The organism is Pseudomonas farris, assembly GCF_019145235.1.
GTDB classification, from domain to species: Bacteria; Pseudomonadota; Gammaproteobacteria; order Pseudomonadales; family Pseudomonadaceae; genus Aquipseudomonas; species Aquipseudomonas farris.
Genome location: NZ_JAHSTV010000001.1, coordinates 213,974 through 230,998, shown reverse-complemented (window position 1 = coordinate 230,998; position 17,025 = coordinate 213,974). Strand labels below are relative to the sequence as shown.

General features: G+C 60.9%; 9 protein-coding genes. 3 read left to right on the top strand and 6 right to left on the bottom strand.

Features of this window, described 5'->3' with window-relative positions:
- Window positions 1–36 precede the first annotated feature (36 nt).
- Together KVG95_RS01030 and speB are read right to left on the bottom strand one after the other, a co-directional pair.
- The gene (locus tag KVG95_RS01030; RefSeq protein WP_217854207.1) at window positions 37–459 is read right to left on the bottom strand and encodes a YybH family protein; all 423 of its coding nucleotides are present in this window, start codon (window positions 457–459) and stop codon (window positions 37–39) included.
- A gap of 9 nt (window positions 460–468) precedes the next feature.
- Window positions 469–1,419, bottom strand: coding sequence for an agmatinase (gene speB / locus KVG95_RS01025; RefSeq protein WP_030131905.1), 951 nt, complete (start codon window positions 1,417–1,419; stop codon window positions 469–471).
- A gap of 405 nt (window positions 1,420–1,824) precedes the next feature.
- On the opposite strand from speB, the gene KVG95_RS01020 reads away from it, so the two are divergent.
- Complete coding sequence (locus KVG95_RS01020; RefSeq protein WP_217854206.1) at window positions 1,825–2,718, top strand: LysR family transcriptional regulator; 894 nt, start codon at window positions 1,825–1,827, stop codon at window positions 2,716–2,718.
- Window positions 2,719–2,722: 4 nt separating this feature from the next.
- Window positions 2,723–3,319: a tRNA-uridine aminocarboxypropyltransferase gene (locus KVG95_RS01015; RefSeq protein ID WP_217854205.1), complete on the top strand. Its 597-nt coding sequence runs from the start codon at window positions 2,723–2,725 to the stop codon at window positions 3,317–3,319.
- A gap of 138 nt (window positions 3,320–3,457) precedes the next feature.
- On the opposite strand, the gene KVG95_RS01010 is transcribed toward KVG95_RS01015, so the two are convergent.
- The 3 genes from KVG95_RS01010 to KVG95_RS01000 all read right to left on the bottom strand — a co-directional run bounded on the left by KVG95_RS01010 (window position 3,458) and on the right by KVG95_RS01000 (window position 8,502).
- On the bottom strand, window positions 3,458–4,822 hold the full coding sequence (locus tag KVG95_RS01010; protein ID WP_217854204.1) for an HlyD family type I secretion periplasmic adaptor subunit: 1,365 nt from the start codon (window positions 4,820–4,822) through the stop codon (window positions 3,458–3,460).
- A 70-nt stretch (window positions 4,823–4,892) separates the two neighbouring features.
- A complete protein-coding gene (locus tag KVG95_RS01005; RefSeq protein WP_217854203.1) occupies window positions 4,893–7,052 on the bottom strand; it encodes a type I secretion system permease/ATPase in 2,160 nt (719 codons plus the stop codon).
- A gap of 91 nt (window positions 7,053–7,143) precedes the next feature.
- Window positions 7,144–8,502: a TolC family outer membrane protein gene (locus KVG95_RS01000; RefSeq protein ID WP_123723029.1), complete on the bottom strand. Its 1,359-nt coding sequence runs from the start codon at window positions 8,500–8,502 to the stop codon at window positions 7,144–7,146.
- Window positions 8,503–9,093: 591 nt separating this feature from the next.
- Between KVG95_RS01000 and KVG95_RS00995 the strand changes: the two genes are divergently transcribed.
- Complete coding sequence (locus KVG95_RS00995; RefSeq protein WP_217854202.1) at window positions 9,094–16,224, top strand: retention module-containing protein; 7,131 nt, start codon at window positions 9,094–9,096, stop codon at window positions 16,222–16,224.
- A 109-nt stretch (window positions 16,225–16,333) separates the two neighbouring features.
- Here the strand turns inward: KVG95_RS00995 and xopAW are convergent, their stop codons facing one another.
- Window positions 16,334–16,960, bottom strand: coding sequence for a XopAW family type III secretion system calcium-binding effector (xopAW, locus tag KVG95_RS00990; protein ID WP_217854201.1), 627 nt, complete (start codon window positions 16,958–16,960; stop codon window positions 16,334–16,336).
- Window positions 16,961–17,025: the final 65 nt, after the last annotated feature.

Here is a 17,025-nt window from a genome sequence, read left to right as displayed (position 1 = left end):
AGGCGCGCTCATCGTGCGTGAGCGTCACCTGTTTGGCTAAGGGGGTGGCAGCCCTTCCGGCATTGCGGACAAATGTTCGTGGCAGGCCAGCCATAGGCCTTGTTGTTCTTGGCCAGACGTCTGTTTTTTGAAAACAATCGTCTCGCGCTCCTGGCTGAAGTGTTGCTCCCCTTGCATGCGCAGCTCGGTGGCCACGTCATGGATGAAAAACGCCACGTCACCCTGCAGGCTGACGAAGGCGTTGCTCGAGGTGCATGACAGCACCTCGAAGCCGTCCTCGGCGCGCCAGGTGTCCCACAACGCCTGATAGGCATCGCGCGACAGCAGGGGCTGCTCGAGGGTGTAGAACACGAAGCTGGCATCAACGCTGAACGCGCCGAAGTAGGCTTCGCGATCGTTACGGGCAAAGGCCGATACCAGAACGGCGGCGGCGTTGAGTACCTGATCACGTTCGTTCATGACCGATCCTCAGCGATGGACCACGCCCGGCAGTACGCAGAGCATTTCGTACAGCAGGTTGGCGCCCAACAGCGAGGTATTACCGGTGGTGTCGTACGCTGGCGAGACTTCTACCAGATCGCAACCGACCAGATCGAGGCCTTGGCAGCCGCGCACGATTTCGATCGCCTGAATGGTCGTCAGACCGCCAATTTCCGGGGTGCCAGTGCCTGGTGCCCAGGCCGGGTCGATTCCGTCGATATCGAAACTCAAATACACCGGACCGCCGCCGACTTTCTCGCGCACTTCGGCCATCAGCGGTGCCAGGGATTTGTGCCAGCATTCTTCCGCCTGAACCACACGGAAGCCTTGATTGCGGCTCCAGTTGAAGTCATCAGCGGTGTAACCCTGAGCGCGCAGGCCAATTTGCACCACACGGTCGCAATCCAGAAGGCCTTCTTCTACGGCGCGACGGAAGGTGGTGCCATGGGCGATTTTCTCGCCGAACATGTGATCGTTCACATCGGCGTGGGCGTCGATGTGCACCAGGCCGACCTTGCCGTGCTTTTTATGGATGGCACGCAGAATCGGCAGGGTGATGGTGTGATCGCCGCCGAGGGTCAGGGGGATCACGTCGTGTTCGAGGATATTGTCGTAGGCCTCTTCGATGATCCGCACGGCGTCCAGCAGGTTGAACGTGTTGATCGCCACGTCACCGATGTCGGCAACCGACAGCGAATCGAACGGTGCGGCGCCGGTGGCCATGTTGTACGGGCGGATCATCACCGATTCAGCGCGGATTTCACGCGGCCCAAAACGGGTGCCGGGGCGCAGGGAAGTGCCGATGTCCAGCGGGATGCCGATAAAGGCAGCGTCCAGGCCAGCAGCAGATGGCAAATGGGGGAGTCGCAGCATGGTGGCGATGCCGCCGAAGCGCGGCATTTCGTTGCCGCCCAGTGGTTGGTGAAGAATCTTGTCCACGGGTAAGGCCTCATCGTCGTTGTTTTATTTATGTCGGCTGCACGCTCGGGGAGAGACGGGCACCGCTGTGGGCCGATTCTGCGAAATGTAGTGACCGGGAAGAATCGCTACGGGCAAATACTTAGTTCAGATTTTTCTAAACTAATGACGAGGGCGGAGATAGACTTGCCGTAATACAGAACCCCTGTGGTGAGGGAGCTTTTGTGGTGAGGGGGCTTGTCGGACCGCCGCACCGCCCCGTTCGGCTGCGCAGCAGTCGTAAACCGGCGCGCTGCGTTCTGTCTGATACACCGGGGGTGAATGGTTTTGGGGCTGCTGCGCAACTCAACGGGGGCAAGCCCCCTCGCCACAGTGATCTCCCATAGTCACCAAAAAACCGCGTTCCCTGGCACTTCGGAGCATCCAATGGCCAACGCTTTACCCGACCTGAAACTATTGCGCATCTTCGTCAGCGTGGTCCGCCATCAGGGGTTCGCCAACGCCCAACAAGAGCTCAACCTCTCGACCTCGGCCATCAGCACTTACATGAGCCAGCTCGAAGCGACCCTGGGCCTGGTGCTTTGCCATCGCGGTCGCGGTGGGTTCAGCCTGACCAGCAAAGGCGAGCTGTTCCATCAGGAAACCCTGCGCCTGTTGGCGGAACTCGAAGGTTTTGAACAATACGCCGCCGCCCTCAAGGGCGAGCTGCGCGGAACCTTGAACCTCGGCGTGATCGACTCCACCGTCAGCGACAAGGCCTTGCCGTTCGCCGAAGCCATCGGTGCCTACACTCAGGAACACCCGGCGGTGCACTTGCATCTGTCGGTCATGAGCCCCTACGAACTGCAACTCGGCGTGCAGGACAACCGCCTCGACCTGGCCATCGGTGCCTTTTCCACGCGCATGAGCGGTCTGGTCTACATGCCGCTGTACCGTGAGCAACACTGGCTGTATTGCAGCAGTCGCCACCCGCTGTTCACCGAGCGGCGCATCCCCGAGCAAGTCATCACCCAACAGCGCATGGTCGGTCGCGGCTATTGGAGCCAGGCCGAACTGGCGCGCCATGGTTTCAAACACAGCGCGGCGACGGTGGAAAGTATGGAGGCCCAGCTGATTCTGGTGCTGTCCGGCGCCTACATCGGTTACCTGCCGGAACACTACGCCCAGGCTTGGGCCGACAAAGGTGATTTACGCGTGCTACTGCCAGCGACATTCGGTTATCAGGCACCGTTCTCGATGATCGTGCGCCGTGGCCGCAGCCGCGAACCGCTGATCCAGACCTTTCGCGACCTGCTCAAAGCGCAGCTCAATCAGGCTTAAGAAAATGTCCAGAATCCAATGCCCACGCTGTCTACGCCCGCAAACCCATTGTCTGTGCCCGCTGATCCCGAGCCTCGACAGTCGCACTCGGGTGTTGCTGCTTCAGCATCCAAGCGAAGTGAACCACGCGCTGAACACAGCGCGATTGGCTGCGCTGGGGTTGAAGAATGCCGAGTTGATTGTGGGTGAGGTGTTCGAGGATTTGCCGACGCTGTTGAATCAGCCGGGCTATCAGGCGCGGCTACTGTTTCCCGGTGAGGAGGCGCAGCCAATGCAGGCCTACACCGCTAATGATGAGCCGCTGCTGCTGGTGGTTCCGGACGGCACCTGGCGCAAGGCGCGTAAAATGCTGCACCTCAATCCGTTGTTGGCGGCGTTGCCCAGAGTGACATTGGCCGAGGGCGGGGTGTCGCGTTATCGCCTGCGCAAGGCTCCGGGGCCGGGGGCGTTGTCGACGGTGGAGGCGATTGTGCAGGCGTTGCAGACGCTTGAGTCATCGGTCAGTTTTGAGCTGTTGTTGAAGCCATTCGAGGCGTTGATCGAGGGGCAGATTGCGGCGATGGGGGAGGAGGTTTTTCAGCGTAATCATGGGCCGAAATAGTTGTTGTTTATGCCGGCCTCTTCGCGAGCAAGCCCGCTCCCACATTGGACCGGGTTTCTTCAGGAGAAAAGCGATCAAATGTGGGAGCGGGCTTGCTCGCGAAAGCGGTAGATCAATCACAGATAATCCCAACAAAGACTACCTTTCCCGCATCGCCTCAGTCCGCGCTTTCAACACCGGTTTAAGCAAATAATCCAGCACGCTTTTCTCCCCGGTAATAATGTCCACCGTCGCCACCATCCCCGGAATGATCAGCAGCGGTTTCGCATCCCCGCCCAAGTGATTCTTGTCGGTGCGCACCTGAATCAGATAAAAGCTGTTGCCCTTGTCATCGGTGATGGTGTCCGCGCCAATCAACTCCAGCTTCGCACTCAACCCGCCGTAAATCGTGTAGTCGTAAGCGCTGAACTTGACCATGGCTTTCTGGCCCGGGTGCAGGAACGCCACGTCTTGAGGACGGACCTTGGCTTCGATCAGCAGGTTGTCTTCCAGCGGCACGATTTCCACCATGTCGTTGCCCGGCTGGACCACGCCGCCAATGGTATTGACCTTCAGCATTTTGATAATGCCGTGAACCGGCGACACCACGGTGGTGCGCGTCACCCGGTCGTCGATAGCGATGCTCGAGGCAGTGATTTTCGACAGGTCAGTGCGTTTCTCATTCAGCTCTTTTGCCGCGTCTGAACGGAAGGATTGTTCGGATTCGTCGATCTTGCTTTTGATCTCATTGATTGCCGATTCCGCCCGGGGAATCGCCAGGGTCGTGGCGTTCAGCGAACCGCGGATTTCCACCGCGCTGCGTTTGAGCCGCAGGATCTCCACCGGCGAAACCGCCCCGGTGCCCACCAGCGGCGCAGACATGTTCATCTCTTGTTGCAGCAGGGCCAGGCTGGAACTGAACTGCCCCTGTTTGGAGCGGAATTCCGCCAGCTCCTGGGTTTTCTGTCGAAGTTGTTCGGTCAGCGTGCGCTGTTCGCTGGCCAGTCGGCGCTGACGTTGTTCGTACAGCGAGCGTTCGTCCTCGGCCACTTGCGGCGCCTTGGCGATGACTTCCGCGGACAGCTTGAACGGCCGGCCTTCCGCTTCGGCCGACAGCCGTTCGACCTGCGCGGTCAGTGCATAACGGTCCGCTTCGCTTTCACCTTTGTTCGACAGAAAACGCGTGTCATCCAGGCGCAGCAAAGTGTCGCCCTTGTTCACCATTTGCCCTTCACGCACGAAGATTTCCGTGACGATGCCGCCCTCCAGATTCTGGATTACTTGAATCTTGCTCGACGGAATCGCCTTGCCTTCGCCCGTGGTGACTTCCTGCAACACGGCGAACTTGGCCCAGACCAGCGCGGTGATCAGCAGCGCTGTCGCCAGCCACACGGTGATCCGCGACCAACGCGGCGAATCCTGCAACGAGGCGCCGGCGGTTTCCGGCATGAATTCGCTTTCGGCACTTTTGCTGAAACTGCCGAGGTAGCTTCGGGCCGCAGAATCCGGGGGTTGAGCAGACATGGGCAATACCCGTCAGTTAGAGAAATAAAGCCGAATACAAACCTGTGGCGAGGGCATCGAGTGGGTGCCCCTAAGCCGTCGCAGAGCCGACACGGCCCTTGCGCAACGCATCGATGACCGCTTCTTTCGGGCCGTCGGCGACGATCCGTCCGTTGTCCAGCACCACCAACCGGTCCACCAGGCTGAGCATCGACGTGCGGTGAGTGACCAGCAGCAGGGTTTTGCCCTGAATCCAGCCGTGGAGTTTTTGCCGCAGGACGTCTTCGCTGCTGTTGTCCATTGCGCTGGTGGGTTCGTCGAGCAGCATGATCGGCGGGTCGAGCAACAAGGCGCGCGCCAGCAACACCGCTTGGCGTTGACCGCCCGACAACAACTGACCACGCTCGCCCACCGGGCGGTCGAAGCCCTGGGGATGTTGGCGAGCCAGTTCGGTGACGCCAGTCAGTTCGGCGACTTCAAGCATCCGGGCATCGCTGATGTAGCGCGCGCCGAGGGTCAGGTTGTCGCGCAGGCTGCCGGCCAGCAGCGGCAGGTCGTGGGCGACGTAGCCGATCTGTTGACGCAGGTCGGCGACGTCCAGTTGCCGCAGGTCCAGGCCATCGAGCAGCAACTGGCCTTCCTCCGGTGCATAGAACCCCATCACCAGCCGCGCCAATGTGCTTTTGCCCGAACCGCTGCGGCCGATGATGCCGATCCGTTCGCCGGGTTTCATGCTGAAGCTGACGTTGGCCAGGGCCGGAGCATTCTGGCCGTTGTAGTGAAACGTCACGCCGCTGACGTCGAGCGCGCCTTGCAGTTGCGTACGCTCCAGTGGCCGCTGTTTGGCGTCACGTTCTTGCGGCAACGACATCAGCGCATCGGTGCTTTTCATGGTCAGTTGCGCTTGTTGATAACGGGTGATCAGTCCGGCGATTTGCCCCAGCGGCGCGAGCACGCGGCTGCCGAGCATGTAGGTCGCCACCAGCGCACCAACGCTGAGGTTGCCGGCGATGATGCTGTAGACCCCGGCGACGATGGTCGCCATGCCGGAGAATTGCTGAATGAACAGCGTGCCGTTGGTGGCCAGCGCCGAGAGGTTGCGTGCATGGCTGTCGAGGCGGGTGAGGGCGCCGTGGGTGCTTTCCCATTTGTGTTGGCGTTCGCTTTCGGCGCTGCACGCCTTGAGGGTTTCCAGACCGCCGAGGGTTTCGATCAGCAGGGCCTGGCGTTCGGCGCCGAGGCTCAGACTCTTCTGCACGGTGTCGCGCAGACGTGCCTGAATCACCATGGCAAAGATGATCGTGATGGGGAAGGCCAACAGCGGAATTACCACCAACCAGCCACCGAGCAAGCCGATCACCACCAGCATCAATACTGCGAAGGGCAGGTCGATCAGGCTGGTCAGCGTGACGGCGGTGAGAAACTCCCGCAGGCCCTGAAAATCATGAATGCTCTGGGCGAAACCACCGATGGTCGCTGGTCGCGCTTTCATTGCCATGCCGGTGATGCGTTCAAACAAGGTCGCCGAAAGAATCACGTCGGTTTTCTTCCCGGCGGTGTCCAGCAGGTGCGCGCGAACCACCCGCAGCACCAGTTCGAAGCCGGTGCCGATCAGCAAGCCGATCGACAACACCCACAACGTTGAAGTGGCCTGGTTCGGCACCACCCGGTCGTAGGTCTGCATCACGAACAGCGGCACCATCAGCCCCAGCAGGTTGATCAGAAAACTCGCCAGAATCGCATCGCTGTACAGCCACTTCGACAACTTCAACGTGTCGCGAAACCACGCTTCCACTCGTGGCACCAGCGGTGCGCGCAGGTCTTCGAGTTCATGCCGCGGCCGGGCGAACAACGCCTGACCGCTGTAGTTGGCGGCCAGCTCGTCCGTGCTGACCCATTGTTCTCCGCCGTCGGCTTCGCTCGGCAGAATCAGCGCCTGACCGTCATCGCCGAAGCGACGCAAGACCGCGCAGCGGCCATGGTTGAGGAGCAGCATCACAGGCAGGTTGAGCGCGGAAATCTCCCCCAGTTCACGGCGCAACACACGCGCCTGCAAACTGGCCCGGGCCGCTGCGCGCGGCAGCAGGTCCAGGCTCAAACGTTGGTGTGCCATTGGCAGCCCGGCACTCAGGCTGGCGCGACTGACCGTCGCGCCATGAAGTTTGCAGAGGATCAACAGACCGTCCAGAAGCGGGTCATCGAAGCTCAGACGCGGATCGACGCCAATGTTGCCGGGTTCCATGCTGGTCACTTGATCGCTCCCGTTGCGCTGCGGCAATTGGCATAAATATCTACATATCTCCCTGTAGGAGCTGCCGAAGGCTGCTCCTACAGGGGTTATTTCATTTCAGTTCAGGCAAGCGAGCTTCGTTTTTCACTTCGGTGGAGGCGATCGCATCGGCGGGCAGCACCACCCGTTGTTTGCTCAGCAACTGACCCATGTTCGCCAGCACGCGGTACATCGAAAACTCCTCGGTGTAGCGCACTTCGGTGTAGCGGCGGTTGGCGTTGTAGAGTTCGTTTTCACTGTCGAGCAAGTCGAGCAAGGTCCGTTGACCAAGGCCGAACTGATCCTGATACGCGGCCCGCACACGGGTGGTGGTTTCGGCGTATTCACGGGCAGTCGGGGTTTGTTTCTTGGCGTTGAGCATGGCGTTCCAGGCCAGGTGGATGTTCTCGTTGAGTTGGCGCAGGGCGTTGTTGCGGATGTCCAGCGCCTGGTTGATCTGGTGCGCATTGGAGGCCAGCCGGGCCTTGTCGCTGCCACCGCGGAACAGGTTGTAGTTCATCACCACACCCACTCGCCATTCGTTGTCGTGGCCTTCGTCGCCCTGAATATTGTTATTCGCGCCCACCGCCGCTTCAGCGTCAAAACGCGGGTAAAACGGCGACTTGGAGACTTCGTACTGGCTTTCGGCCGATTGCACATCGGCCTGGGCGGATTTCAGGTACGGGTTGTTTTCCACCATGCTCTGCTGGGCTTCCGGCAGGGTGGCGGGCAATTCGCCGCGGGTCGATGGCGGCGCTTCGAGTTCATCGGGCATGCGCCCCACGACGCTGTAGAAGTTCGTCTCGGCATCGGCCAGATCGACTTCGGCGGTGTCGAGGTTGTTTTGCGCCAGCGCCCGGCGAGCGGTGGATTGGTCGGAGTCGGCGTTACTGCCGACTCCGCGTTCGGTGCGCAGGCCGATCTGATCGTTGACCCGCATGTGTGCTTGCAGGTTGTTCTTGGCCAGGGTCACCAGTTCGCGGCGCTTGAGCACTTCGAGGTACACCTCGATGGTGCGCAGGGCCAGATCCTGGGCGGTGCCCTGTGCGTAATAGGCTCGCGAGTTGGACACGCCTTTGGTGCGCGCGACCTCGTTGGAGGTGTTGAAGCCGTCGAACAGCATCTGCCGCAGGCGCAGTTCCGACTGGGTGTAGGTGAGGATTTCGGTGTGGTGATTGCCCTGCGCCCGAGTGGTGGTGTTATCGCTGTACCCGCGCCCGTAGCCGGCGTTCAAATCCACCGATGGATAGAAGCCCCCTTTGGCGACTTTAATCTGCTCGTCGGCCGAGAGCCGGGCATCGACCCGCGACGACAGTTCCGGGTGGGTCGCAATGGTGCTCTGGATCGCCTCGGTCAATGACATCGCCTGAGCCTGAGAAGTGCAGGCCATGGCCAGCAAAATCGCGCTGCAGAGGGGGGTTAAAACGCGCATGGATGCCTCTCCCTGATTCCTGATGGTACTTAGTGAGTCGCCAAATATTTGACGTTATTTTTAAGTGAAACCGTCTCACGCTTGTTACATCAGAGCTAAGAACATCCTGACGCGAAGCTAAGAAGGATTTCTCATAAGACTTATGCCGAAAAAAACTTATGCGCTCTGAAAAATCCAGCACATTGTTCAATGCGAAAGCCTTTGTTTATGAGCTCTGAGGAGCATCGAAGGGCTTGAGGAAAGTTCAATTCACTTTTCGACACAGAGCGAAGAAGTGCTGGAGGGGAGGGAAGCGAGACGGTTTAGAGGCGACAATTTTTTGTCACTCGAGTGATTCAAAACCGTTACGCATCGTTAGCAGGGCGGTTATTTTGGAAGTGGACCCCGATGCCGTTGATTGCACAGGGTTTTATCCCGATCCAGAAATTCCCCTTGCGAGCGACACGCCTGGCGAGAGTGTCGGGAGGCAGTGGTTTACGTCAGGTAAACGCTTTCTCGGCAAACGATCCGCCAGGCCAACCTGCTTGAACCATGAGCAACTTCTTCGCGCAAACAGGATGCCGACAGCTGTTGGCAGCGGAGGAAATGCACATGGCAACGCTCATCGGTATCGTCAGTAAGGTCATCGGTCAGGTGTACGCAGTGGCGGGTGATGGCACCCGACGCACCCTGGTCGAGGGCGATCGGCTGTTTGCCGGCGAGCAACTGGTCACCGGGGCCGAAGGCGCGGTGGCGGTGCAATTGAAAAATGGCCAGGAGCTGACTCTGGGGCGTGACAGCAGCCTGCAGATGACAGCCCAGTTACTGGCGCATCAGGCCCCGCACGTGGAGACCGCCGAGGCGGTGACGCCGAGTCAGGCGCAACTGACCGATGTCGAGCAACTGCAAAAAGCTATTGCCGCCGGTGCAGACCCGACTCAGACCGGTGAAGCCACCGCCGCCGGGCCGGGCGCCTCGGGCGCGCCGGGTGGATTGGGCGGCGGTCACAGTTTTGTGTTGCTGGAGGAAGTGGCGGGTCGGGTCGATCCCATCATTGGTTTCCCTACTGCGGGCTTCAACGGCATTCCCGAATTCCCCCTGGAGCGCCGGGACCCGGACAACGGCGACAACGGCGCAGGCGGTGCAGGTGGGACCGGCGCGCTGAACAACCCGGTCATCCTCATTGGCTTGTCGGGGGCGGGAGGCGAACTGACCCTCAATGAAGCCCACCTGGCGGACGGTTCGGCCAGCAACCCCGGAGCGCTGATTCAAAACGGCACCTTCACAATCATTGCGGCTGACGGGCTGACCAGCCTGAACATCGGCGGAATCAACGTGATTAGCGGCGGTGTGCCCGCCGGTTTTCCGCAATCGATCACCACTCAACTGGGCAACACCCTGACGATCACCGGCTACAACCCGGCCACCGGCGTGGTGAGTTACAGCTACACCCTGGTCGGCAACGAAACCCACTCGGCTGGCGACGGCACCAACAACCTCAGCGAACAGTTCACCGTCGTCGCGAGTGACAGCAACGGCGATACCGCCACCGGTTCGCTGGACGTCAACATCACTGACGATGTGCCCAAAGCCATCGACGACACCAATGCCAATAGCGCCTCGGAAACCCTGCTAACCCTGACTGGCAGCGTGCTGCCCAACGACCTCCAGGGCGCCGATCGCATAGCTACCGGCCCCGACAGCGGGCCGATCATCGGCGGCACGTTCAACGGGACTTACGGCACGCTGGTACTCAACGCCAACGGCACATACACCTACACCCTGAACACCAGCGATGCCGACTTCAAAGCCCTGAACGGTGGTGGCAATGCCACGGAAACCTTCACCTACACCCTGACGGATGCCGACGGCGATACCAGCACCGCGAACCTGGTGTTGGAGATACACAACAACGATGATCCGGTGATCATCGATGGGCTGAATGCCGAAGGCGGCGAGCTGACTGTCCACGAGAAAAACCTTTCGGACGGCAGCAACCCCGATGCACCGGCGCTGACCCAAAGCGGCACCTTCACCCTCACTGCGCTGGACGGCGTGCAGACCCTGACCATCGGCGGCATCGCCGTGGTCACTGGTGGTGTGGCCGCAGGTTTCCCGCAATCGATTGTCACCCCGCTCGGCAGCACGCTGACCATCACCGGGTTCGACAGCACGACCGGCGTGGTCAGTTACAGCTACACCCTCACCGATAACGAAACCCATCCGAATGCCAACGGCGCCAACAGTATCTCCGAGCAGTTCGCGGTAACCGTGGTGGACGACAACGGCACCACCGCCAACGGCAATCTCGATGTGAACATCGTCGATGACCTGCCCCAGGCCGTGAACGACAGCAACGCCAATACCGCCTCGGAAACCCTGCTGACCCTGACCGGCAGCGTACTGCCCAACGACATCCAGGGCGCTGACCGCATTGCCACCGGCTCCGACAGCGGGCCGGTCATCGGCGGCACGTTCAACGGGACGTACGGCACGCTGGTGCTCAACCCCAACGGCACGTACACCTACACCCTGAACACCAGCGACGCCGACTTCAAAGCCTTGAACGGCGGTGGCAACGCTACCGAGAATTTCGTCTACACCCTCACCGATTCCGATGGCGATACCAGCACCGCCACGCTGGTGCTGAACATCCAGAACAACGATGACCCAGTGACCCTCGATGGCCTGAACGTCAACGGCGGTGAACTCAACGTTTATGAGAAAAACCTCAGCGACGGCACCAGCCCCAACACGCCAGCCTTGACTCAAAGCGGCACCTTCACCGTTACCGCCCTCGACGGTTTGCAAACCCTGACCGTGGGCGGCATCGCGGTAGTCACCGGTGGCGTGGCCGCAGGCTTTCCACAGTCGATCGTCACTGCGCTCGGCAATACGTTGACCATCACTGGTTTCAACAGCACGACCGGCGTGGTCAGCTACAGCTACACCCTGACGGATAACGAAACCCACCCGAACGCCGACGGCACCAATAGCATCACCGAGAACCTCAACGTCGTCGCCACCGACGTCGATGGCAGCACGGCATTGGGTCAGATCAACGTCAACATCGTCGATGACTTGCCCACCGCCAACCCTGATCAAGCGACGATAGCCGAAGGCGCAACGGCCTCGGGCAACGTGCTGAACAATGACGTCGGAGGTGCCGACGGCCCGGCACTTAGTGGTGCGGTGGTTGGCGTGCGCGCCGGCAGCGACACGTCGACTTCGGCCATCGGTGGCCTGAATACGCAAATCAACGGCGCCTATGGCTACCTGACCCTGGATGCCAACGGCAACGCCGTGTACCACAGCAACCCGAACTCGGTCAGCGCGCCGGGGGCCACGGATGTGTTTACCTACACCGTGCGTGATGCCGACGGCGATGAAAGCACCACGACCATCACCATTAACGTGGCGGACTGCACCCTCGTAGCGGCCAGCGATAGCGACGTGACGGTTAACGAAAAAGCCCTGGATTTGACCCAAGATGGCCAGGATCTGGCGGCAGGCACGGTCACCGGCAGCGAGCCGGGCAACACCGGTGAAACCGGCTCCGGTACGCTGGTCGGTTCGGTCACTGGCACCACTGGCACGATCACTTACACCTTGGTCGGCAGCGCCACCGGGACTTATGGGCAAATCGTGCTCAACCCCGACGGCAGCTACACCTACACCCTGACCTCTGCACCAACGACCACCCCCCACGCCAACGACGGGCCGAATACCCTGAGCGAAAGTTTCACCTATCAAGCCACCGATCCCTTGGGTAACAGCGTCACCAGTACCATCGTGATCAACATCGTCGATGACGTACCCACCGCTCATGCCGATGCGGTCGCGGTGGCGGAGGGTGGAACGGTCAGCGGTAATGTGTTGGGCAATGATGTGCTCGGCGCTGACGGCCCTGCATCGGGTGGTGCAGTGGTTGGCGTGCGCGCCGGCAACGACACTTCGACGTCTGCCATTGGCGGTCTGAATACGCAAATCAACGGCACCTACGGCTATCTGACCCTGGATGCCAATGGCAACACCGTGTACCACAGCAATCCGAATTCGGTCAGCGCGCCGGGCGCCACGGATGTGTTTACCTACACCGTGCGCGATGCCGACGGCGATGAAAGCACCACGACCATTACCATCAACGTGGCCGACTGCTCCCTCGTAGTGGTCCCTGATAACGACGTGACGGTTCACGAAAAAGCGCTGGATTTGACCAAGGATGGCCAAGACCTGGCAGCAGGCACCGTCACCGGCAGCGAGCCTGGCAACACCGGCGAAACCGCCTCCGGCACGCTGGTCGGCTCCATCACTGGCGCTATTGGCGCAATCACTTATACGTTGGTCGGTAGCACCACTGGGACTTATGGGCAAATCCTGCTCAACCCGGATGGCAGCTACACCTACACCTTGACGTCCGCACCAGCGACCACGCCTAACGCCAACGACGGACCGAACACCCTGAGCGAAAGTTTCACCTATCAGGCTACCGATTCTTTAGGCAACAGCGTCACCAGCACCATCGTGATCAACATCGTCGATGACGTGCCGACTGCTTACTGCGATTCAGTCGCGGTGGTAGAGGGCGGGACTGTCAGCGGTAATGTGCTGGACAACGATGTGCTCGGTGCTGACGGCCCGGCATTGGGAGGTGCAGTGGTCGGTGTGCGCGCCGGCAGCGACACCTCGACTTCGGCCATCGGCGGCTTGAACAGCCAAATCAACGGCACCTACGGCTACCTGACTCTGGATGCCAACGGTAATGCCGTGTACCACAGCAACCCCAACTCGGTTGGCGAGCCGGGCGCCACGGACGTGTTCACCTATACCGTGCGTGATGCCGACGGCGATGAAAGCACCACGACCCTAACCATCGACGTGTCCAACAACTGCCTCGTAACGGTCACCGATACCGACGTGACGGTCTACGAAAAAGCCCTGGATTTGACCCGGGACGGCCAGGATCTGGCAGCGGGCACAGTCACTGGCAGCGAGCCGGGCAACACCGGTGAAACCGGCTCCGGTACGCTGGTCGGTGCGGTCACCGGCGCCAGCGGTGCGATCACTTACACCCTGGTCGGCAGTGCCACCGGAACCTACGGGCAGATCCTGCTCAACCCCGACGGCAGCTACACCTACACCCTGACCTCGGCGCCGAAAACTTCGCCCAACGCCAACGACGGCGCAAACACCCTGAACGAAAGCTTCACCTACACCGCCACCGATTCGGTGGGTAACAGCACCACCGGCACCCTTGTGGTCAGCATCGTCGATGACGTACCCAAAGCCGTTGCCTCGGACCGCTCGGTGCCCGCGGTGCAGATCGACTCCAACCTACTGCTGGTGATCGATGTGTCCGGGAGCATGGTCGACCCTTCCGGTGTGTCGGGTCTGTCGCGGCTGGACCTGGCCAAGCAGGCGATCAGCGCATTGCTCGACAAGTATGACGACCTCGGCGATGTGAAAGTGCAGATCGTCACCTTCAGCAGCAGCGCCACGGACGAGACTTCGGTGTGGGTCGATGTGGCGACCGCCAAGTTGATCATCGCTACGCTGACGGCGGGCGGCGGGACCAACTACGACGCGGCCGTGGCGACCATGCAAACCGCGTTCAACACTTCGGGCAAACTCACCGGGGCGCAGAACGTCGGCTACTTCTTCTCCGATGGCAAACCCAACGAAGGCGACATCGGCCCCGCGGACGAGGCCGCGCTCAAAGCCTTCCTCGACGCCAATGACATCAAGAACTACGCCATCGGCCTGGGCAGTGGCGTCAGTAACGCCAGCCTCGATCCAGTGGCCTATGACGGCAGCACGCACACCGACACCGACGCCGTGATAGTGACCGACCTCAATCAGCTCAACTCGGTACTCTCGGGCACCGTGCAAGGCGCGCCGGTCACCGGTTCGCTGCTGGGCGAGGGCGGTACATTTGGCGCCGATGGTGGCTTCATCAAATCCATCACGATCGACGGCACCACTTATACCTATGATCCGAAAGCCAACAGCAATCAGGGTTCGCTGAGCTTCAGCGGCGGCGCCAACCACGGCACCTTCAACACCGCCAACAACACCCTGAGCATCGCCACCAATGACAGCGGCACCCTGGTGGTGAACCTCGATACCGGCGAGTACACCTACCTCTCGCAGAAAACCACGGCCGCGGTGATCACCGAAAACATCGGCTTCACCGTCAGCGACAACGACGGCGACCTGGCCAGCTCCACGCTGGTGATCAACGTGATTCCGAACACGCCACCGGTGGCGGTCGATGACCATGTCATCACCAACATTCTGTCGGGCAGCATTGTGCTGCCGGGCGAACTGCTGCTGGCCAACGACAGCGACGTCAATGGCGACACGCTCACGGCATCGCCGACCACCTTCAACACTGGCTGGACGGCCAGGGGCGGGGACTTTACCGGCACCAATCCGAACTTCAGTTTCACCGCCAATAACACCCAGGCAGTGACCATCGCCCGCAGCGCATTCGTCGCCAACACAGCCGCCATGACGGCGATGTTGGTGGTCAGCGGGGCGCTCGGGGCGGTCAGCGCCAACAATACCAATGATGAAGACCGGATCACCGTCACCCTCAAACAAGGTGAAACCCTCAACCTGGACCACAACCTGGCGGCCGGCCACGTCACGATGGAGTACTCGGTCAACGGCGGTGCTTTCACTGCCATCGCCGACGGCCAGACCATCACCGCCACAGCGGACGGCACGTACCAGATCCACATCACCAACATCGACGACGGTGGCCCGGGCAACAGCGGGAAGGGGGCGGAAAACTACCAGCTGACCATGACCGTCAACTACGCTGGAGCCCACGATGCCACGCCGGACTTTCACGGCACCTACACCGCCAACGACAACCACGGCGGCAGCGACTCGGCCAATGTGACCATCAGCTATCAGGATGGCCATACGCTGACCGGCACTTCTGGGGACGACGTACTGGTGGCGGGCGCTGGCAACAACCTCATCAATGCCGGCGACGGCAATGATGTGCTCACCGCCGGTTCCGGCAACAACGAGATGCATGGCGGCGCCGGCAACGACTTGCTGTTCAGCGGCGCGGGCAACGACCTGCTCGACGGCGGCACCGGCAATGACACCGCGAGCTATGCGCACGCCACCGCCGGCGTCACCGCCAACCTGAGCCTGCCTACCGCGCAAAACACCCTTGGCGCGGGCACCGACACCCTGACCGGCATCGAAAACCTCACCGGCTCAAACTTTAACGACAGCCTCATGGGCGACAACAACAGCAACATCATCAACGGCGGTTTGGGCAACGATGTGCTCAACGGCGGGGGCGGTGACGACTTCCTCATCGGCGGCCTCGGTAACAACACCCTCACCGGCGGCAGCGGCGCCGACACCTTCCAGTGGCTCAAAGGCAACAGCGGCCACGACGTCATCACCGACTTCACCCCAGGCACCGACAAACTCGACCTGTCGCAACTGCTGCAAGGCGAAAACGGCACCGCGGCTTCGCTGGATGACTACCTGCACTTCACTGTCAGCGGCAGTGGTGCATCGGTGATTACCAGCATCGACGTCAGCGCCATGGCCGGCGCCACGCCGAACCAGACCATCGACTTGGCGGGCGTAAACCTGGCCAGCCACTACGGCGTCACGCCGGGGGCGGATGGGGTGATTGCCGGCGGTCACGATACCGCGACGATCATCAGCGGCATGCTCAATGATCATTCGTTGAAGGTGGATACCGTGTGATCTGAAAGTACAAAACCCGCCATCCCGGTGAAAGGGGATGGCGGGTTTGTCACGTACAGCCGTAGGAGCGAGCGGTGCGGCGATCCGTCTTGCCCGCGAAGCTTTTGACTCAGGTCGCCTCGTTCAGGTATTTGCCCACGGTCGCCACATTGTCGAGCGAGTACTGTTTGCTCAGGTTGGCGATCATTTTGTTCAGGGCTTCGGTCACGTTGAACTGATTGGTGGAGCTGTCAGTGTTCTGCTCGCGACCGGCTTGCAGGGCGGCTTTCAGTTCATCGCTGCTGACGCCACCGCTGCTGTCGCTATCCAGGATCTTGGGCAATGCAGCGCTGTCGGCCGTGCTGCCGGCGCTGGTCAGGCCGTTGCTCAGTTCATCGCTGCTGATGGCGCCGTCACCGTCAGTGTCCAGAGCGCTGATCAGCGCATCGGCCAGTTCGGTGCTCGGCGCCTGATCGCGCGGTGGCGGCGGAGGGGCCATCGCGGCCATTTCCTCGCTGCTCAGGCTGCCGCTTTCGTCGCTGTCCAGATCGCTGAAGGTCTTGCTCAGGCTGACCAGCAGACCGTCATCGGTTTTCTGCGACAGGGCGCTCGTGAGCTCGTCCTGATCCACCGCACCGTCGCTGTTGCTGTCGAGTTTGGCGAGCAGTTCTTTCTGGAATTGCTGGCTGCGGGCACTGTTGGTGGAGGTGCTGCTGGTGCTGGTATAGCTCGTGTAGTTACTGACGCTACCGATCATTGTGCTCACTCCTTGGAATGGGAAACCGGTGAGTGCACCGGCTTATGCAGCCTCAAGGGGTGAGT